General features: G+C 54.7%; 17 protein-coding genes. 7 read left to right on the forward strand and 10 right to left on the reverse strand.

Annotated features, from left to right (window positions below; translation table 11 throughout):
* Positions 1–618 precede the first annotated feature (618 nt).
* A complete protein-coding gene (locus DRW39_RS04030) occupies positions 619–3,249 on the reverse strand; it encodes a M14 family metallopeptidase (protein WP_116105674.1) in 2,631 nt (876 codons plus the stop codon).
* Positions 3,250–3,649: 400 nt separating this feature from the next.
* On the opposite strand from DRW39_RS04030, the gene DRW39_RS04035 reads away from it, so the two are divergent.
* Positions 3,650–5,272, forward strand: a complete 1,623-nt coding sequence (locus tag DRW39_RS04035) for a caspase family protein (RefSeq protein ID WP_232830057.1) — start codon at positions 3,650–3,652, stop codon at positions 5,270–5,272.
* Between the two features lie 27 nt (positions 5,273–5,299).
* On the opposite strand, the gene DRW39_RS04040 is transcribed toward DRW39_RS04035, so the two are convergent.
* From DRW39_RS04040 to DRW39_RS04050, 3 genes are read right to left on the reverse strand one after another with little or no spacing between them, the layout of a single operon-like run.
* A complete protein-coding gene (locus DRW39_RS04040; RefSeq protein ID WP_157975916.1) occupies positions 5,300–6,277 on the reverse strand; it encodes a hypothetical protein in 978 nt (325 codons plus the stop codon).
* Entirely contained in the window at positions 6,246–6,554 is a 309-nt protein-coding gene (gene yajC, locus DRW39_RS04045) for a preprotein translocase subunit YajC (RefSeq protein ID WP_157975917.1), read from the reverse strand. The genes DRW39_RS04040 and yajC overlap by 32 nt, the downstream gene beginning before the upstream one ends.
* 12 nt (positions 6,555–6,566) lie before the next feature.
* A complete protein-coding gene (locus DRW39_RS04050) occupies positions 6,567–7,034 on the reverse strand; it encodes a DUF1573 domain-containing protein (protein ID WP_116105677.1) in 468 nt (155 codons plus the stop codon).
* Between the two features lie 145 nt (positions 7,035–7,179).
* Between DRW39_RS04050 and DRW39_RS04055 the strand changes: the two genes are divergently transcribed.
* On the forward strand, positions 7,180–7,707 hold the full coding sequence (locus tag DRW39_RS04055) for a shikimate kinase (RefSeq protein WP_157975918.1): 528 nt from the start codon (positions 7,180–7,182) through the stop codon (positions 7,705–7,707).
* The gene (locus DRW39_RS04060; RefSeq protein ID WP_116105679.1) at positions 7,700–9,103 is read left to right on the forward strand and encodes a S8 family serine peptidase; all 1,404 of its coding nucleotides are present in this window, start codon (positions 7,700–7,702) and stop codon (positions 9,101–9,103) included. The genes DRW39_RS04055 and DRW39_RS04060 overlap by 8 nt, the downstream gene beginning before the upstream one ends.
* Before the next feature lie 199 nt (positions 9,104–9,302).
* On the opposite strand, the gene DRW39_RS04065 is transcribed toward DRW39_RS04060, so the two are convergent.
* Positions 9,303–10,646: a dihydroorotase gene (locus DRW39_RS04065; RefSeq protein ID WP_116105680.1), complete on the reverse strand. Its 1,344-nt coding sequence runs from the start codon at positions 10,644–10,646 to the stop codon at positions 9,303–9,305.
* 183 nt (positions 10,647–10,829) lie between these two features.
* Between DRW39_RS04065 and DRW39_RS04070 the strand changes: the two genes are divergently transcribed.
* A complete protein-coding gene (locus tag DRW39_RS04070) occupies positions 10,830–11,492 on the forward strand; it encodes a hypothetical protein (RefSeq protein WP_116105681.1) in 663 nt (220 codons plus the stop codon).
* Positions 11,493–11,530: 38 nt separating this feature from the next.
* Positions 11,531–12,172, forward strand: a complete 642-nt coding sequence (locus DRW39_RS04075; protein WP_116105682.1) for a deoxynucleoside kinase — start codon at positions 11,531–11,533, stop codon at positions 12,170–12,172.
* A 19-nt stretch (positions 12,173–12,191) separates the two neighbouring features.
* Here DRW39_RS04075 and DRW39_RS04080 read toward each other — a convergent pair whose 3' ends face one another.
* Entirely contained in the window at positions 12,192–15,152 is a 2,961-nt protein-coding gene (locus DRW39_RS04080) for a PEP/pyruvate-binding domain-containing protein (protein WP_116105683.1), read from the reverse strand.
* Between the two features lie 135 nt (positions 15,153–15,287).
* Here DRW39_RS04080 and DRW39_RS04085 point away from each other — a divergent pair, with 135 nt between their 5' ends.
* Both DRW39_RS04085 and DRW39_RS04090 read left to right on the forward strand, forming a co-directional pair.
* A complete protein-coding gene (locus DRW39_RS04085) occupies positions 15,288–16,388 on the forward strand; it encodes an endonuclease/exonuclease/phosphatase family protein (RefSeq protein ID WP_157975919.1) in 1,101 nt (366 codons plus the stop codon).
* An 84-nt stretch (positions 16,389–16,472) separates the two neighbouring features.
* The gene (locus tag DRW39_RS04090; protein WP_116105685.1) at positions 16,473–17,315 is read left to right on the forward strand and encodes a helix-turn-helix transcriptional regulator; all 843 of its coding nucleotides are present in this window, start codon (positions 16,473–16,475) and stop codon (positions 17,313–17,315) included.
* Between the two features lie 79 nt (positions 17,316–17,394).
* On the opposite strand, the gene DRW39_RS04095 is transcribed toward DRW39_RS04090, so the two are convergent.
* The 4 genes from DRW39_RS04095 to DRW39_RS04110 form a co-directional block, all read right to left on the reverse strand.
* Entirely contained in the window at positions 17,395–19,002 is a 1,608-nt protein-coding gene (locus DRW39_RS04095) for a T9SS type A sorting domain-containing protein (RefSeq protein ID WP_157975920.1), read from the reverse strand.
* Positions 19,003–19,212: 210 nt separating this feature from the next.
* Complete coding sequence (locus DRW39_RS04100; protein WP_116105687.1) at positions 19,213–19,848, reverse strand: T9SS type A sorting domain-containing protein; 636 nt, start codon at positions 19,846–19,848, stop codon at positions 19,213–19,215.
* 103 nt (positions 19,849–19,951) lie between these two features.
* Entirely contained in the window at positions 19,952–20,368 is a 417-nt protein-coding gene (locus DRW39_RS04105; protein WP_116105688.1) for an OsmC family protein, read from the reverse strand.
* Complete coding sequence (locus tag DRW39_RS04110) at positions 20,368–20,862, reverse strand: VOC family protein (RefSeq protein WP_116105689.1); 495 nt, start codon at positions 20,860–20,862, stop codon at positions 20,368–20,370. Before DRW39_RS04110 ends, DRW39_RS04105 begins: the two co-directional genes overlap by 1 nt.
* Positions 20,863–20,868 lie beyond the last annotated feature (6 nt).

Consider the following 20,868-nt stretch of genomic DNA (forward strand, 5'->3'; position numbering starts at 1 on the left):
TTGTTATCGTATGTTTCAGGTACAACCGAGGATGTGGGTTGTAGTTGATTTTGATACAGGTGCTTCTACGTTTTCTATATATGAGGTATCCCGCTGCGGCTATGCTATGCTGTGCGCTCTACGGCATCCAGTCCTCGGTGTCCGCACAGCTCCACTTGTTCAATGGGGTTGCCTTCGAGCACGAAGTCACTCCCGGGTGGGGATACGAATTGGAAGCCGAACATCGACAGACTTTAAAGACCGGACCGGACGATCGAGTGCTTTTTACTGGCGCGATAAACCGCTTAGTGGCAGAGCATTTTAGTGTTGCCCCGGGTTTGCGCGTCACGCCACATTACGGCGAGGGACCACGGAGGTTCGCCTTTTTACCGACCTTTATTTCTCCATAAGCCCTTACGACGGTCCTTTTGCCCTGGAGGGTCGCTTGCGTTCACTGTATAAATTCGCGATTACGGACCAGACCAGCAGTGCTGAGATGGCCCTTCGTCCAAAGACCGAAGGACGAATTTGTGGTAGCCGGAATACTTGTGAATCCGTGCTTCCCGACCGCCGCCACCGCGACTGGGTATATCGCCGTCCGTTCGGGAGGAGCCTGCTGTGGTAAAGTACTGACCCTGACTACATGCCCGGTACGATCATCACCGCGTTTTGCATAAGACGGCTCGGGCCCCGCCAGAACATCCGATAGTGTGGATTGTCGAGGAGATATACTACCTGACCCTGTCCGATCTGACGTACACCCGCCCAGGTATTGCCGGCCAGGCGGTCAATAGCATCCGAAGGCGCGTACCCGGCGGCCAGCAGTTGCGTAGAATCGGATACATAGCGCCCTACACTTTCCAAGCCGGCGGAAGCCTGGAGCGAGTTGCTACCAAATTTGAGCGTATAAACTTCCGTCCCCATTCCAAAAGCCAGCGGATGGGTGTTATCCAGGGTGGCGCGTAGCGCGCTTCCCGGGATATTTTTCTTGCCGTAGTAATCCGTTCGCTCGGCGAAAGTCAGTTGGCTGGCGAGCTCCGACGTATCGCGTCCGGGTTGGTTGACCTTTTGGTCGGTGAAGCCATTCTCGGCGGTAAAGAATTCCGCCGATTCGCCAACCGTAACGAGCGTGCCACCGGCCCGAATCCAGCCTGTAAGCACCTCCCGTTGCTCCTCGTCGAAGACCTCACCCAAATTGCCGGCGTCCGGCAAGATCAGGACGTCGTAATCAAAGAGGTCGGCGTAGCCGTACCGCTGACCGAATTTCGGCACGGCGGTTTGCCGTAAAACGGAGGTGCGGATCCGTGTAACTGGCAGCTGGGTTTCCCAGTCGAACAGGTAATAGATTTGCCCGCTGGTGTAGGTATCAAAGGGTTCATCAACCAGCATGGCCACTTGGGGCTTCCGCAGGGGGAAGTTGCGGGTACTGGCCAGATCGTTACCGTCACGCATGCGCCCGGTGGTGAACCGGTCTACGCGTAGGCCGAAATCTTCAGCCATCTGCTGCATGAGTACCGGGATCTCTTCTTCGTGTTCCAGGTTGCGCCCCCGCAGTACAATCAAGCTGCCAGCGGAAAATGTCTGCCCGCCATCCGTAGTGAATGGTTCCAGAGCGGATCGTACCCGCAGTCCTTTCGTCCACATCGCAGCCAATGCCTGGGGGGCGTTACGTTGTGACCAATCAATCACGTAGGCGTACACCGGTCCGTCCTCCGGTCCGTATACGCCTCCGGAACGCTCGATAACCCGTACCGGCTCCGTACCCACCTGGATGGGTGAACCGAAGGTGTAAGCATTCAGGTTGTAGGCCAGGGGGGCCGACCAGGTAGACATATCGTACATCACGCTGTCTTCGATGGCGATATCATTCGCCAGGATGCTGTTGATCAGTAAGTGACGCGCCTGTTCGGTACCGATGATCAGGCTTCCGGCCGGATGCGTCCGTTCTTCCTCAACGGGTCCCGAACGAAACGACCGACCGTTGGCAGTCAGTTCCTCGGTGGTGCGTTCCACCTCGATCCCGTTAAGCAGCAGCATCTGCAGAAAATCGTTGAAGTAGGGGCTGCCGTCATTTTCAATTAGGTAAGCCGTCGTTTCCTGCTTACTGTTTAAGGGATTCCAGGCCTCCAGACTGTAGCGTTGCAGGGCTTCCCGGTTGTCGGAAGCCGTTCGCACCTGAGCCAGACTGGTCGTAAAGTGGTCCCATATGCGCTGACGGAGTGTCAGGACAAACCCATCCTCGGTTTCTACGGCCCGGCCGCCGGCGATGCCGCCCTGTTCCGTCAGCATACCGATGGCGCCCATTACGGAGGGGTAGCTGCTTCCGTAGCTCGGATAGAAGAAGTCAAAGCGATCCCGGGTAAAGTAGCTGATGCCCTGCTGATCAAAGGCAGCAATATTGGCGCGTCCGAAGGTGTCGGCCCAGCTTTCGTAGGCATCGGGCAACAGTAGATTTCGGGGAGTCGTACCGGGTACCGTGAAGTAGTTCGCGTCGTACCCCTGCTCGTGATAATCGGTATGGACGCTGGGCATCCAACGCTGGTAGGCCCGGGTGTGCCCCCTGCTTTCGGGGTGTACTCCCCAGACCCAGTCGCGGTTAAGGTCAAACCAGTAGTGGTTCGTACGACCATTCGGAAAGGGTGCGTAGTGTTCGAGATCCCGGGGTTCCTCCCCGCCGGTGGCACGGGCCATGCCGTTGTACCAGTATACGTACCGGTCCCTGCCATCCGGATTGATACACACGAACATGACGTTTACCGTTTCTTCGAGCGCGTCGGCGAGTTCCTGATTCTCGGTAGTCGCCAGCTCGTAGGCCACCTGCATGGCGGCCTCCGTACTGCTGGCTTCGTTACCGTGAATGTTATAGCTGAAGCTGTTGACGACCGGGTGGTTCTCCAATAAGCTTTCTACCTGCGCTCCGCCGCCCCGCCAACTGTTCACTAAGTCCAGTTGCTTGGTGCGTATAGCCTCCAGCTGATCCATATTTTCTTCCCCCGTAACTATGACTAAGAGGAGCGGCCTACCCTCGTAGGTGGTCCCGTATCGCTCGACGCGCACCCGGGGACTTTGGTCCGCCAAATAATCGAAGTAGGCTACGGACTTGGCGTATTCGGTAAACCGCTCCCCCAACCGGTACCCCAAAAATTGGCGTGGACTGAGCACTTGCGAAGCTGACAGGTTCTCCGGGAAGTCCAGGCGTTCGTAAACATCGGTTTGAGCTTTTAGGCAGAAAACCCAAAAGAAGAAAATTATGGATGAGTAAAATTTCATACAGGGCTGGCGTGAGTTGTCGGGCGAAGATACCATGTGCTGATGATGCGACTAAGGCGACAAACTGCCACATTATGGCGATTCCCCCGCCAAACCGGACCGTTTAACGTCCCCAGTCAACCGTTTCGTCATTATCGAAAATATATCGGGATATAAGTGCAATTTTAAGCTAGTGAAATAAGCTATACCCCCAGATAATCGCCCGATTATTCGGTTTACAGTGTCTCTCTCGAAACAAGCCTAAAAATTCTTGCCTTAGATCTTGGTGATCTGACCGCTACCGCCGCGATACGGAGGAGCCGGTGAGACCCGACAGAATTCTGTTGAACCTGTCGTTTGAGAAGAAACTGATACCCTGCACACTCTTTTACACGTCAAACACATGTTTAAATTTTTAATCTTGCCTTTGCTGCTCATTATGAGCACAGCGGCAATCAGCGGCCAGGGGCATTGCCAGCGCGGCAACTGCTACGACGGCACCGGCGCCCTGCGCTTCGCGGACGGCGCACTCTATACCGGCTACTTCAAGCTGGGTAAATTTAACGGCCAGGGCACCCTGACCTATCCGGACGGTTCCGTCTATCGAGGGAATTTTCGCAACCAGCTTCAGCACGGCCTGGGACGGTTAGTCGACGCCAACGGAAACAGCTACGAGGGCATGTGGCGGGCTGGTCAGCGGCACGGGGAAGGCCGCGCCAATTTCACCGATGGCGGTGAGATCATCGGCACCTGGGACAGCGACAAACTGAACGGGGAAGTCTCCTTCACCTTTGCCAACCGTGACTTCTACAAGGGCAGGATGCAGGAAAACATGATGAGTGGCTACGGCCAAATGGAATATGCCAATGGCGATATGTATGCCGGGCACTGGCTGCAGAATGTCAAACACGGGGAGGGCCACCTGGTCTACGAAAACGGCACGGAAGTCACGGGGACCTGGAACCAGGGGGAATTCGAGACCGACTGGTCGGCATTAGGCTTCCTGGGCAATACGGCTCAGCTGGCTGACTGCGAAGAAGGCTGTCCGGACGGTACCGGACGGTACACCTACGCCGATGGAACGACTTTCTTCGGTAATATCCAGGGAGGTATCCCGCACGGCCGGGGGACCGTTCTTTTCCCCAATGGCAACACCTACCACGGTAGCTTCCTCGACCACCGCCCGGAAGGACTTGGCGTGATGCAGTACCGCAGCGGTGAAATCGAGGGCGGCATCTGGGACAACGGCCAGCTTTTCCGCCGTCTATACTCCGCAAAAGGAAGTCCGGCCCCGGAATTGGCTACGGCCTACGATGATGAGGTAAAAGTGTGGGCGGTAGTTGTCGGCTGCGCCTATTACCAGCACATGAAAACACTGCGGTACACGGATGACGACGCCTACCAGTTCTACGCTTTTTTGAAGAGCATTGAAGGGGGTGCCCTGAGCGACGATCAGGTCAAGGTTCTCATCGACGAGAATGCCACCCACGACAATATCCTGGCCGCTATGCGCGATACCTACGCCCAGGCCGATGAGAATGACGTGATCCTTTTTTACTTCAGCGGACACGGTTTGCCCGGCGCTTTCCTGCCCGTCGATTACGATGGATCGGAGCAGGCCCTCAAGCACGATGAAGTACACGAAGCGCTACAGCTAAGCCGGTCGCGACACAAGTTGGTCATCGCTGACGCCTGCCACAGTGGAAGTCTGGCCGCCCGAAGTGGAGGAAGCAACGAGCAGCTACTGACCGATTACTATTCCGCCTTGCATAACGCTAGCTCGTCTACCGCGCTGATGATGTCCAGCAAGGGAGAAGAAATTAGCATGGAGGACGGTGGCTTGCGGTCCGGGGTTTTCAGTCACTACCTGATCCGGGGTATGAAAGGCGAAGCTGACGCCAATCACGACCGTATCGTGTCCATCCAGGAACTGTTTGCCTACGTTCACCGCGAAGTCCGGGGATACACCGGCAACATCCAAACCCCTACCCTAACGGGTAGCTACGACGAGCAGATGCCTATCTCGGTCATTCGTGCTCGGTAAGCCGTTTCGGCTTAGCCAAATTGCCGGTCAATCGGGTCGGGTGTAGATATAGTACTCCACGGCTTTAGGCGTGAATTCAACATCCCGAATGGACTCCGGAACGCGCGTCAGCATCACGGGAACGGTGTTCATACCATCGGTGGTTTGTAGTCGGCTGACGTCAGCCTCTACCCTGAAGTCCGAGCGCCGGATCTGGCCAAAGTCGCGTTGCGGCACCGTGACGGTGATCGTAGCAAAAGCCGGAAAAACCCGGGAGGAGTCTACCGATGGGGCATTGTACAGCTCAATGGGGATTCTGAACTGCTGCTCAATGAAGGGCTCGACTTCCACGGAAAGCTCTACACTGCTATAGTTAAGGGTGAGTCCTTCCGGTGCACGCTCAAGTGGAACGGAGGTTGCTAAGTTCGTCTTCAAGTTGTCCAACACGAGCGGTGCCGTCGGCCAGACTTCGATGTCTTCCAGTGCATCGATGGCGCCGCTGACGGTTATGCTATCGGGTTGGAACACCACCGGCCCGACGGCGGCATAGCCGGCTTCAAATCCGATGTCAACCTGGCTAACCACGCGCACCCTCTTCCCATCACGGGGGGTCGTCAAAATTTGCTGCGACTCGTAGACCATGTTATCGACCTCCAAATCGCCGCTGCTGAGCTGACGACGGATAGCCTGCTCGAGGACATTGCCGGATAGCAAAAAACGCTCTTCTTCGTTGACGTCGAGTAAAACATCGAGTGTTCTCCCGCGCAAGCTCTCTACGATCAGGTTCCATCCTCTGCCCCGTATTTGTATCGGGATGGTCCGAGGAGGCTGACCGGCAATGGCCCGATCGGGACTCACGTTGTATTCGAGATTGACCGTTTTGTTGATCTCGTAGGTCTGCGAGAGATTAAGAATCAGCCAAAACACGAAGGCTAGGCCGATACACACCAGCAGCACCTGCCGGTCCGTAGTGGCCATATTCCGCAGGGGAATACTATCCTTCAGTCTTTGGAGGGTAGATGGCATGCGTCAGTTCCTGAGAGATCGCGTTCTTGGTGACCTGAATGTAGGTCTTATTCCCTACGTTGAGGGAGACTACCTTATCCTCTACCTTGTCGATCGTACCCAAAATACCGCTGGCCGTGACCACCCGTTGTCCCTTCGACAGGTCCTCCATGAAGGTCTTTTGCTGCTTGCTGCGTCGACGTTGAGGAATAATCATGGTAAACACGATGACGGCAAGCATGGCCAGCATAAAAAAGCCGCTGGTAAAGATGTCGCCGCCGGCTTGTAGATATAGCATATATAAAAACATTTAGTCGTTAAGGACCGTGCCATCCACGTAGATGGTGGTCATCGATGGATAGGTATTGGCGGTAAGCGTAACTGGCTTCCGTTGCCGGCCGTACTTGTGGGTGGTATTAAAAACCACCTCCACGCTCCCGGTCTCCCCCGGCGCCACGGGCTTGTCCGGGTAACTGGGCACCGTGCAACCACAGGTCGATCGGGCGTCAGTAATGAGCAGTGGCGCACTTCCCGTATTCGTAAACTCGAAGGTATGGCGAATGATGGCGCCCTCCTCCACTTCGCCAAAGCGATACTCCGTCTCCGCGAATTCCATCACCGCGGCGGCCGCACTGTCCGGTACGGGCTCGGCCAACGGACTTCTGATGATAGCCGCATTAGCTCCCTCGGTGTCGGATGGCGCATCGGGAAAGGATTTGGGGTCCTCCGCACAAGCCCACCATAGAAGTGGGAGCAGACATAGTATTCGTTTACGCATTTAGATCGGGCTTATGCCGCCGCAAAGATAAACACGGATGCTCATCCCCCACCCTACCGCAAAGTTGCGGCTTTCCCGGTCGGGTCACTGACATCGGGTCTGCCCACTACCCTTATATTCGCCCATCGGCTAATCAATGCTTGTAATGCGCGTATTCCTAACAGGCTTTATGGGTTCCGGGAAGAGTTTTGTCGGACGGCGCTTGGCGTCGCTGCGGGGCCTGCCCTTCATCGATCTGGACGACTACCTGGAGCAGCGCACCGGTATTACGATAGCCGAGATCTTTGAAAAGCATGGTGAAGCCCATTTTCGCCAGTTGGAAACCGACTTGCTGCAAAAATTCGACCGCCTGCCGATGTTCGTGATGGCCACGGGGGGAGGCACCCCTTGTTTTCACGCTAATATGGACTGGATGAACCAGCACGGGGTAACCGTTTTCCTGGATCCCGACGAGGAAATCATCGAGCGCAGACTTCGTAGCGAACGGGCTAAGCGTCCCCTGCTTCACGGTGATGCGGAACTTGCCGGGCTTATCAAGTCCAAACTCGACGAACGTAGACCTTGCTACGAAAAGGCAGCTTATCACGTTCGGCAGACGAATCCCAGACAGGACGTAGTGCGTTCGATTAGCACCCATCTTCAACTTTTAGACGCCTCCGTAAGCCATGACTAAACTGTCCCTCGTCCTTCTCTGCTTTATTTCGCTAACGGCCCTTTCTGCTCAATCAAATTCACAGCAGGGCCTCTACTTCGTGGGCTTCTCCGACAAAGCCGGCACCCCCTACCGGGTAGAGGAACCAGAAGCCTTTTTGAGTGAACGGGCACTCGAACGCAGGAAGAAGGTCGACATGGAAATTACGGACCTGGATCTACCGATTAGCCCCGACTATGAGAAACGAATCGCCGAGCAGGGTCTAGACATCTGGCTCCGCAGTAAGTGGATGAATGGGGTCGTCGTCCCGGCAACAAAGGCCCAGATGGAGAAGATTCGGCGCCTAGAGTTCGTTGACACCACCTTTTACGCGGCGCCGTTGCAGTACGAACGGACCGTCTCCGCCCCCCGGCCAACGAATTTCAGCCAGCCCGCTCCCGATGTCGAGTCCGTACCGGTAAGCCAGACGTTTTACGGCTTTGGATACAAAGATCTCAGCCGCATGAATGGGGACAGTTTACACCGACTGGGTTTCCGGGGCAGCGGAGTATGGGTCGCCGTGTTCGACGGCGGCTTCCCAGGCGTGCAGTACAAGGATTTTCTCGGCTACGATCAGGTGGAGGCCGTGCCCGGCAATTATGACCTCGTGGAGCAAGACAGCACTGCACTGGATGGTTCGACCCACGGCGCTACGGTACTCAGCACCATGGCAGCTCATCATCCATTCTTCTTTATCGGTACGGCCCCCGAAGCGAAATACATTCTTTTCAAGACGGAAAACAGCCGCGGCGAGCATCGCATGGAAGAAGTAAACTACGCGATTGCCCTGGAGATGGCCGATAGCGTAGGCGTCGACCTTGTCAATAGCAGTCTCGGTTATACCACCTTCACCGATACCTCGATGGATTATGGATTTAAGGACCTCAACGGACGGACTTCTCCTGCTTCGATTGCTATCGGCCGCGCCTTCGACCGGGGAATGATCGTGGTAACCAGTGCAGGGAACAACGGGGCCGATGAATGGAAGTACATCGGAATACCCGCGGATGCGCCAAAGGCATTTAGTATTGGCGCGCTAGACGCGGACGACGAACGCGCTTACTTTAGCAGTTTCGGATCGACCGCGGACGGTTTGCCAAAGCCGGATGTCAGCGGACCCGGCGTTATGGTGGCAGCCGTGGCGGCCAACGGTCAGGGGATGACCGGAGCTAACGGCACGAGCCTTAGTGCTCCCCTGGTCACCGGCCTTATAGCTTGCCTGCTGCAGGCCGTGCCGGAAGCGACCAACCAGCAAATTCTGGACGCGATCCGCTCGACTGCATCGCTTGCTGACGCACCGGATGATGCCGTCGGCTACGGCAAACCCGATTTTGCCGCTGCCTACCGTTACCTACTCGATCAAGTCCAACAACCGTAAGTGGCAAAACTTTGGTTAGAATTTGCTCCTGCCACGGGAGATGTGTATTTTTGAGAGTTCCCAGCTTCAACAAGATCGTGTATCGACTGTTGGGAAGCAAAAGACCTGCCGGCCCCGCGCCGGACCCGATTTTTTTATTTGGTATCAGTAAGTTGGAACGAGCCCCGGCGCCTAGCGGTGACCGGGGTTCTTTGTTTGCTTACCGATCGAAAGCCAGTCGCTCTCCCCGAACCGTATCGATCACTTTTCCGGCGGCGTAGGCGATCTGCCCGCTCACAATCGTTTCGCGGACCCTGCCGCGCAACATCATTCCCTCCAGAGGAGACCAGCCTACGTGGTAAAGGATGTTTTCCGGAGCAACCGTCCAGGTTTCCTGGGGATCGTACACCACTACGTCGGCGTGCATGCCCTCGTCCAGGTAGCCGCGACCGGCCACCTGGTAACAGATCGCCGGAGCATGACACATCTTCTCAACAATCTTTTCAAGCGTGATCTGACCGGCTTGCTCGAGGCGCATCATCATGTCGAGGCTATGCTGTACCAGCGGCAAGCCACCCGGTGCCTTGAAGTAATCCGACTGACTTTTTTCCTCGGCGGTATGGGGGGCATGATCCGTGGCGATGACATCGAAGCGATCGTCAAGTAGTGCCGGTAGCAGTGCCGACCGGTGATGTTCTGACTTAATGGCTGGATTACACTTTATCCCGTTGCCCAGGCGGTCGTAATCCTTTGCATTGAAGGTAAGGTGGTGAACGCATACCTCTGCCGTGATTCGCTTTTCCCGCAGGGGTATGTCATTACGGAACAGGGACACCTCATCCGCCGTACTAATATGCAAAATATGAAGCCGGGTGTTGTGCCGCTTTGCCAGTTCGATGGCGAGGCTACTACTCTTCAGGCACCCTTCCGCGGATCGGATATGCGGATGTTCCTGTACGGGGATCTCCGTTCCGTAGCGCTCGCGGGCCTTGGCGGCATTATGGCGGATCGTGGCCTCGTCCTCACAGTGGGTAGCAATCAACAAGGGGCTCTGGGTAAATAGCGCATCCAGGGTTTGCTCGTCATCCACCAGCATATTACCGGTACTGCTGCCCATAAATATTTTCAATCCGCAAACCTTACGGGGATCGGTGCGGAGGGCCTCGTCCAGGTTGTCGTTGGCCGCCCCCATATAGAAACTGTAGTTGGCTACGCTCGTATTGGCTCCGATGCGATACTTCTCTTCCAGCAGCAACTGCGTCAGGGTTGCCGGTTTGGTATTCGGCATTTCCATGAAGCTGGTCGTTCCGCCCGCTACGGCCGCGCGAGCCTCACTCCCAATGGTCGCTTTGTGCGTGAGACCCGGTTCGCGAAAATGGACCTGGTCGTCGATAATACCGGGAAGGACGTAACAACCTTCAGCATTGATCTCCCGGTCGACGGTGGCGTCAATCGTACCACCTACTTGTTCAATGATGCCATTGCGGATAAGTAGGTCCCCCTCCTTCCTCACTCCCCGGTTAATTATGGTGCCCCCCTTGATCAATATGCTTCCTTTGGCCACAGCTTTTCGTTTTGCGCCAATGTAAGCAACCCCTCATCGACTTTAGGAAGGCCTTAATAGAATAGTCACACATTTTAAGATTCAAAGGTGCAACCTTTAGGTACGGGATCAGCCCTTACCGATGAATCACCCCGACATTGGGCGGGGCTCGAAACCAATGTAAATCCAGTAAAACGTACTACCATGAAATCGACTTTTACCCTTTGTCTGCTCTTCATCTCGGTGATGCTGAGTGCCCAGAGCGGCACTTCAATCCTGGCCTATCACGCGCAGACGGCTATCCCTGCATACACCAACCATCAGGCTTCTGACGAAGTAACGAGCCGTTTTTCGGCCAGGAAGGAACGAACGCTACTTGGTGACCTAGACCTGTCCGGAATATGGGGCGGACCGACCTATAAATACAGTGCTACGGGTGACGACTGGGCCTTGGTTCGGGGTGGATTTGGCGTCCTGGAATTCAGCGAAACCGTTTCCCTCGGCTACGGCGGCTGGGGGTCTCGCGAAAGCTTTACGGTCAATGACCCCGTGGAAGATTCCCCGCGCTATGAATTTAAGCACGGTGGTTTTATCATCGCCGTAGCGCCCGGTGCGGATAATGTCATACATCCCCGCTTCACCGCGATCGTCGGTCCCGGACGCATTGACGTCGCCGGGGAAGGACGAGATCGCATGCTCGTAGGCCAACTCATGGCCGGAGCGGAGCTCAATCTCTTCCAGTGGTTCCGTCTTGGTATCGAAGGTGGCTACCGTTTCGCCAGTGGCGTAGACAGTGAATTGGTCACGGCATCTGACGTCGGTGGCGCGGTCATCCAGATCGAGGCACGTTTTGGTTGGAGTGGGTAGTCGGTCATCCGGGGGCTTCGCTTTACCTTTGCGGGCCTATGGAAAATAAGCTTATCAAGCACGTCGCGATCGCGGGGAACATTGGAGCGGGTAAAACCACGCTCTGTCGGCAACTCGGTCAGCATTTCGGCTGGGAAGTTCATTACGAAAGTGCGGAGAACAACCCATACCTCAGCGATTTCTACGATGATATGAAGCGCTGGAGTTTCAATCTGCAGGTCTACTTTCTGCATAACCGCTACAAGCAGATCATTGACATCCAGGAAGGCAACCATACCGTCATCCAGGACCGAACCATCTACGAAGACGCCCACATTTTCGCACCGAACCTCTACGGGATGGGGCTGATGACGGAACGCGACTTCGACAGTTACAGTCAATTGTTTCACACGATGACCAGCCGGATTAAAGCTCCGGATCTCCTGATTTACCTGCGGGCCGGCATCGGCACCCTAGTTGCACACATCGAGAACCGTGGCCGCGATTACGAGGGGAGTATGAGCCTGGACTACTTGAAACAGCTAAACCGGCGCTACGAGGACTGGATCCGTAGTTACCACGACGGTAATATTTTGATCATCAATGTTGACGAGGTGGACTTCGTCAATAAGAAGGAGGACCTCGGTCGCGTGATCGAGATGGTCGGAGGAAAACTCCACGGCCTGTTCAAGGAGATATAAAGCCGGCGAACCGGCCTAGCTAGCTCTCCGGCCCGACATCTAAGCGGCTGGCCAGGTCGATGTACACGCCCTCCCGCTTTGGCGGGGCGATACTTTGTAGATAGTCGGAAGATTGCGCCTGGGAGTTCTCCACGAACGGACGGATCTGAAAGAGCCAAATCTTATCTTCCTGGAATCCCAGTTCCACGTCAAATGGTCCCTGTGCCGTCATCCCTTCGGCCTTGGGCATGATCTGTTCAACGCGTTGGCCCAGGTCGTACAAGTCGCGGAGATTTCGCTCGCTCAGCACGCGTTCGTTGAAGGCGGCGGGCACCATAACACTACCGCCGGTCGCTGGTAGTCGGCGGTGCAGGCGTTCACGTGCGGGAGCCTGCAGTGTGGTTCTTCCATAGCGGTCAATCAGGTAACTCTCGGCGGCTTGTCCGTCAACCGCTCCTCCGGCTCCTCTGCTAAAGGCCACGGTAATGTCTTCATCTCGGCCGCTACTGACTCCCTTCGTGATCATTACCCCGGAATATGCTACATCCACACTCGGAATGATGAGGATACTCGGGAATACGTTCTCCGGATTCAGCAAATAGCGTTGCCGCCAACGGTAGCTGCGCTCCGTATAGGGACTGGCCCAGACTTCCTTTATACCATCAATGATGGCTTGGCGCTTGACCACGTTGAAGACGGTCTTGTTTAGACCGGCTCCCGTAAACTCGGCTAGATCTTCCATATTCGTATCCGAGCGGAGAAACACAGGCACCTCCCCGAAACCACCTCCAAGATTATCCGCAAAACCGTTTTCCAACTGCGAGATGAGTTTGGGGGATAATTCAATTTTGTCGATGGCCGTGCGTAAGGTGGCCAGCTGTTCAAGGGTGAAGGACTCGACATCCGATGCGGTTTCTCCGGCTTCTTCCATGCGAGCGGCTTCGGCAAAGCGGTCATTCAGGAAGGCCCAGTAGGAAACCCCATTCGGCTGACCGGGCATCTGCTGGTCAAGGTGCTCCCGAAATACGCCGAAGGGAATGACCAGCCCGTTCACGACGTTATCGGGAAACAGTTGCTTCAGCTGGCCGAGGTTGGCTGCCTTGGGTCCGCTGCGCACGCCACTGTCTTCACTATTCACGTTCGCCAGGTTCAGCACGTCCCGGGTACTCAAATCGAGTCTGTCTATTGGTACGCTGATTTTATTCTGGTTACGCTCCTCTACGCTGAAAAGCGCTTGCTCCCGATCCGACATCTCGTCTACCGGTTTCAAAACCACGCTGCCGCCGGCGGATACCGCCAGAAAGACTTCGTCGCCGTCGTAAGGAAGCAGCTCCTGGAACTGCTGTTCCGTAATCACGGCGTTTGGGATGCCTAGATTTCGGGCCAGAAGCTGCACGTGGCTGACCGGATTGCCTTCACTGACGGTAAGAATACCGCCGACGGGCTTTAGGTCCGCCGGGGGGCGACTGAATACGAAAATATCGTGATTGTTGACCTCCACGCCATCGGGGGCACCCTCGATGAGATGCAGAACGCCGCGGGCATATCCCGGGTTAAGCCCCCGCGCCTGCGCCTGGGTTTGAATATCGAGTAATGCATTACCGGTATCGCTGTTGCGGGCAAGCCAGTCGCCTAATTCGCCGACAGCCGAGCCGAGCGGCAGCAAAACCGATCCGCGGATCTGGTCATCTAAAAATCCCAGGGCTTTTGGTTCGAAGCGGGCGTAACGCTCAACCACCTCGCCGTAGGTGGCGCGGTTGGTAGCCGTTCCCCACTCAACAAAGCGACGGGCGTTGTCGAGGTAATCGTCGAGCATTTCCGGCCAGACGTACTGGTACCCCGGATCGGCGATCGACCCGGCCGCGGATTCGTATTCCCACAGTTCGACGAATCCGGTTCCGGTTGCCGCCTGTCCGAGATAACAGATTTTTTCCATCTGATCGCGGGCGGTTTCGGTGTTGTAATCGGCCGAAGCCCGGAAAATCAGATCGCTAAGCTCGTTCACCACATCGACCAGGCGGAGGCGATCCAGGGGCAAGCGATCATAGGATACTAAATCTTGGCGCAGGGCAAGGATCAGATCGGATGCTGCCGTAAGCCGGGAGATTATGTCAGCATTTTCTTGTTCGCGTACAAAGGTCTGAATGCGATCCTTCATGGGGTCACCAGTTGGGAGCTCATCGGCTAAGCCACCTATGTTGAGCAGTCCGCTGCCTCCATAGGCGGCATCTATATCTTTGGCCAAGCTACCCGCGGCAGCATACAACTGCCGCTCCCTCAATTCATCTTCGTTGTCTTGCATGAACTCACGAACCGCTTCGGCGTCCCCGGCTCCGGGGCGGCCGTGAATTTTTATTCGCAGTTCCATGAATGCCTCGTATTCGTCCGCAATTTCCTTGCTAACCGCCCGAATACGCTGGTTCAGGTCGGTATCGCCACGGTGTGGAATATCCCGGGCTGCCTGGACGATCAGGTAATAATTCTCCTCCAGCACATCTGGTCGATCGAGTAGCCAGCGGAAGAAATCAAGTCCCCATTCTTCCTCATCCTCAATTTGGAAGGCTCCCCGGTAGAAGCGCGCTTGTTCCAAAATCCAACCGTTATCGGCGGCAACGAGGTAGTTGTTGAGCTGAAACTGCTTAAGCCGACTGTGGTCGTCTCCGGCATTCCAGAATTCATCGTACTCCGTTCCCGCGAGGATCTGACCGAAGTATAGATCCTGCTCCCGCATTAACCGTTTGATGTCGGGGGTATAATCGGCGTGCTGCTGGGCATCCTCATCTTCCGGACACGGGTCGCGTGCGGGCCGTTGACTTCCGTCGGAGCAAAACCAGAAAATGCCCCGGTAGGGGCCCCGCCGGTCGGACCTGTATTGTTCGATCAGTTCCGCGATGCGGCCGTCATCCATTTGGGCGGCGAGCGCAGGTGAAAAGCTTATGAGGAACAGGAGGATGGGAATCCGATAATCGACCCAATAGGGCCGGCTGCGGGTGGCTGTCATCGGTAATTGGTTAATAAGGCAATATGGTATATACAGCGTGTGGGTAGGTGCCGTTCGCTAGTCTAGGCCCTTTGTTAGGTAGGTGGTGAACATCACCGCAAATTACCCCCTTATAAACCAAACTTGTACGTACACGTGATCGCACTCCGCATTGTTGCTTACGTCCTCGGTATCATCGGGGTTATTGGCACGGTTCTTCCTTTCTTGAAGTATGACGATTGGTGGATTCGTGGATTTGACTATCCGCGCCAACAACTTGTCGTCATCCTGTTCTTATCGGCTACCTGCTGGTTCCTGTCCAACTCCTCGAATGGAGCGCTGAATATTACGATTGGCGTCGTATTAACGCTGGCGGCTCTGTATCAGGCTTACCGAATTTATCCCTACACGAAATTACACAGCAAAGACGCCAGGGAAGCAGAGATCCTCGACAACGATGAGGGTCACCTAACGATCATGATGAGTAATGTGCTGCAAACGAACCGCCGCACGGATCTGGTGATCGATTTGGTTAAGAACGTCAATCCTGACATCCTTCTAACGGTAGAGACCAACAAATGGTGGGAAGAAAAACTGGCCGAAGGGCTCGACGAGGACTTCCCCTACCGGGTCAATATTCCACTGGAGAATCTGTACGGGATGCACTTGTGGAGTAAAATTGAACTGATCGACCCGCAGATCAAGTACCGCATCAAGGACGACATCCCGGGGATCGATACCCGTATTAAATTACCGAACGGCCGCGAGGTTGACCTGTATTTCGTGCACCCGATGCCGCCCAGCCCTTCCGAAGCCTACGCCAGTACGGGTCGCGACGCAGAACTTTCCCTGGTTGGTCTGGAGGTAAGAGATAGACCGAATCGGTCGACAATTGTAGCCGGCGACATGAACGACGTTGCGTGGTCACACTCTTCCCGCCTTTTTCAACGGATCAGCGGACTTCTGGATCCCCGACGAGGTCGCGGGCTTTTTTCCACTTTTCACGCCGAATACAGCTTGCTACGCTGGCCGCTGGACCACGTGTTCCACTCCTCCGATTTCGCCATTATTGATCTGGAACGGTTGCCTTACGTCGGTAGCGATCACTTCCCCGTACTTATCAAATTAAGCTACGAACCGCAACAGGATGAAAATCAGGGGGAACAAGCCGAGGGAGACGATCTGGAAGAAGCCCGGGAGACCATCGAGATGGGCGAACGCAGTGAGGACGATGCCGTGATAAAGGACAATGATTAGCAAAAGAAGGATAATTCATTGCCCAATCACCCATGAACTTACATCGCCCCTGGCTATCTTTGCCGGTCTTAAGCCGTTACTTTTATGAAAAATGTCGTTTCTCAACGCTTTATCAAATGCCATGATAAGCTCAAAGCAGAGAAACGGATCCGTAGTAGCCGGGCTTTTGCCATGTCGCTTGACTATTTACCGCAGTCACTCAGTGAAATTCTAAAAGGCCGACGAGACGTTACCATCGAGCTGCTGCGTCAGGCCATCAATAAATACAAACTCAATCCGGTATACCTCTTCACGGGCGACGGCCCCATGTTTATGACGGAAGAGAGTAACCAAAATTTTCGGGTACTCACTACCATTACCACGCCGGAGAGCGAGGAAATGATCGTTCACGTTCCCCTACCCGCGCAGTCCGTTTACGCCGGCGAACTGGGCGACCCGTCATTCGTTGAGAGTCTGCCTACCTTCAGCCTGCCGGACTACAAATATAAAGTAGGCACTCACCGCAGTTTCGACGTTCCTGGAGACAGTATGGAACCCACACTTTTCGAGGGAGACAAGATCGTCTGCGCCTTTCTGGAACCCACCCTCTGGGAAAGCGGCATCAAGGACAATTACGCTTACGTCATCGTGACCCGAAGCGACGTGGTCGTGAAGCGCGTGCGCAACTTTCTGGACGAGAGTAAGGAACTGGAGGTCGTCAGTGATAATAGCTTTTACGACAGTTACCGGATTCCATTATCCGACCTGCGTGAGATCTGGTACGTCCGTGCCCGGATCACCCCCTTCCTCCCCTCCCCGCAGAATATCCAGCGGTACGTCCACGACGAAATGAAGGAATTGAAGGCTACGATCGCCCAGCAGGGAAAGCTGATCAATCGCTTGGGTGCCTCCGTGGATAAAGTCCTCGGAAACCGCCGCGATTCGTAACCGCTGGCAGCATAAGATAAACTACAAAGGCCCCGTGGATACGATCCGCGGGGCCTTTGTTAAATTGGATAGGAATGGTTTACCGGACAATCAGGCGATCCGTAACCGAGGTTGCGCCATCGCTGAGCCGTACGAAGTACATACCCGTAGGCAGGTCTTGCGTTGGCAATTCAACTTTTGCCGTCGCTTCATAGCTACGGTTGACAACACGCTGGCCGTCCGCGGTAAATACTTCTACGGCCACCATATTCGAGAAATTATCGGGAAGGACTATCTGGCTCGCTTGGCCCGCCGCGACGGGGTTGGGTGCAATTTTTAGTGCGGTAGCCGCCCCTTCGACCTGTACGGTAATTACGTTGCTGACGGATTCGCTACCGTCGTAGTCGACCTGGCGCAGACGATAGTAGTTCTGGCCCTGCGTATACTTTGCATCCTCATAGCTGTACAGCACGTTTACCGAGCTGCTACCCTGCCCCTCAACCTCACCGATGGCGGAGAAGGTAAATCCGTTAGTTGAGCGCTCAACGATGAAGTGGCTGTTGTCAGTCTCGGTCGCGGTCTCCCAACTCAGGGCTACACGGTCGCGGCGGAAGGCACCGGTGAAGGTCATTAGTTCTACGGGCAGGACTGCTGCCTGGACACAGGGGTAACTATCATTATTGGTAGCAGCACGTATGGCAGCTTTATCGGCACAATCGCCTGTATTTCCACTCACCGTGACGTTCGGATTGGTCGTGTCGAAATCCTGGCCGTTCACGGTGGTTTGACAGGGTAGTTGACTACAGTCTGCCAGTAAAACATTATTCGTAATAGTCAGGGAATTGGTCAATGTACTCAAGCCCGTGAAGTCGTTGAGGGTGGCCAGTTCGTCGTTACCGGTAATAATTAGCGCGGCGGCCTGAGTTAAGACAGAAAGTGCTCCGAGATCGGTGAGGTCATCGTTGTCTTCAATGGTAAAGGTTCCGGATAAAACCGATGGGGACGCAAAATCGCCCAAACTCACAAGGGCCGGATTGCCGCGCAGCGTAATATTTTGGCCTACCGATTGCAGGTAAGCCAAACCGGTCAGGTTTTGAAATCCATTATTTATGAGCTCTAGACTTTCTCCAATGGAAATAGTATTTTCGGGTAGAGATGACCCAAACAGACCAAATGTGGAGTTATTTTCTGCCCTGGCCGACCCAATGATACTGACTGGACTTAGAAACGCAAGCGATACTAAATTTGGATTGTTTTCAACAATTAAGTCGCCACTTATTGTTGAAATAGTCGAGGAAAGTTCCCCTCCCTCGAATGTACCAGGAAAGACGTTAGAACTATCAGGTTCTCCAATTATTAGATTATTTACGGTACTCAAACTCGTTAGAAGTGATAGAGGATCGTACAGGTCATCAGCGGAGTAATTGACGATGACCAAATCTCCTGTTATTGAAATGATTTGGTCTAACCCTTCAAAGTCTGTAATGCGGTCAGCTGGATCATCCGGGCTGATAATTAGATCTCCATCTATTGACGTTTCAGATTTAGAACTGATAAGCGATTCGTAAAAATCGACATCAGTTTGTGAGCCAATCCTGACAGGGCCTATAACCTGACCCTGAACAATTAGCGGTAGGCAAAGGAAGGCAAACAGTGGAAGTAAGCGGGTTAAGGAACAGAGCATCCTGTCGTGGTAAAGGTCCGACATAGCGGTGGTTGTATTTTTCAATGAGAGATAGAAAGCGACGGGAGGAAAACGAACTGTTAAAGCCATTGGTACCACATGGTCATGGGGTGTCGAGCTTTTATTTGCCGGCCGGCAAAAAATAACGGAGGGTCGCCCATGGGCAACCCTCCGTCCGCTAACCCTTTTGGTTAGCTTTGAAACCTAGTAGTGAGTGAAGTGAGCTAGTCTGGGTTATCGTATGATTACGTGGCGAGTGATGGTTCGCTGCTTTGCGCTGATGCGGACGGTGTAGGTTCCGACAGGTAAGTTTTCCAGGGGCACGCGAATTCGGTCGTTGACCGCGTAATCGAATAGACTGATTGGCTGACCGTTTCTACTGGTGACCTCCACGGCTACCGTCTCGCCGGCCCAGCTGGAATTCAATCCGATCGTGGCAATATTGGATTGCGCGTCCGGGTAGGCATAAATATTGGTCGCTACCGTGGGAGCCACGTCAAGAGTTATTGGACGAGAAATACTGGTACGACCAAAGTCGTCTACCTGCCGAAGGCGATAGTGGTAAGTGCCGGGTTCGACATCGCTGTCCCGAAACCGGTAGCCCGCTTCGGTCGCCACCGCCGCAGGGTCTTCGACCCGTCCAATCAGGTCGAAACTATCTCCATCGGTGGATCGTAAAATTTCGAACTGCCCTTCGGCGTTCTCTGCGGGCGTACGCCAATAGAGCACGATACCGCTACCTTCCAGATACTCTCCGTAAAGAGCAGTAACAACAACCGGAGGTTCACCACCTGTAGCCCGAAGTACGGACAGCGGCAGGAAAACCAGTATGAGGGCACAAGTAACTAAACGGGTAGATATAGTCTTCATAGGCGGACGTTGATCGGTGATCACACCAATCGAACGCGACCTTATTGTCCCTATTGCGAATTAAGATTTGCCGTGAAGCGCACCATTGAGCTCCATGGGAGCATCAATTAATGACTTCGTACGACCAGGTAATGTTGACACCGCCCGCCTTCAGCATCATCGAAACGCTACAGAGTTTTTCCATACTAAGCCGGCACGCACGCTCTACCTTTTTGTCGTTGAGGTCACCATACAAACGGTAGTGTAGGTGGATGTCCGTAAAGACCCGGGGTTCGGTGTCGACCCGTTGCGCCTCCACGGTCACTTTGATGTCTCGCAGGTCCTGCCGCTGTTTTCTGAGGAGCAGCACGATGTCGATACTGGAGCAACTGGCCACGGCAGCCAGGACCATCTGCATGGGCCGTACCCCTTTGTTGTGGCCTCCGATGTCGGGGCTGCCGTCGGTGGTTACCGTCAGCCCGTCTTCGTTGGCTATGGAAAAATTGAAGTCCTCATCGAGGCGTGTTAGTTCGACTTTCATTATTTGCTCCGGTTTTTCTCCCACATGAGCCGGTTATCATTGATTTCCACCCAGTAGCCATCCGGATCCTGGATGTAAACCTGACGAACGCCATCCGGCCGAACGTTGCTCTGCATGGCCTCACCGGTCCAGGTTTCGAAAGCTACGTTTTCCTCGCGCAGGTGCTCCACAAAGGTGTCGAAGTCTGCCATGGCGATGCAGAGGTGTACACCCTTAGGCGTTTTAACATCCACCTCGTCGGTCTCAATGATGTGGAGCGCCATCCCCTCCCCCAGTGAGAACCAGATCCGGCGGTCGTTTTCCGTTCCGTTGTAGACATTATCCAACGAGAAGACACGCCGATAAAAATCAGCACTTCGGGCCAGATCAGTGACATTGATTGCATAATGATCGAAGGAGGCCCGAAACGGACCGTTCTCGGTTCCAAACGCATCCGGACGGGGAGCGCAAGCAGTCAGGGTGGTGACCGTAAGTAATAATAAGATGTAGCGCATGGGACT

It is taken from the genome of Lewinella sp. IMCC34191 (genome assembly GCF_003390935.1).
Classification (GTDB): Bacteria; Bacteroidota; Bacteroidia; order Chitinophagales; family Saprospiraceae; genus Neolewinella.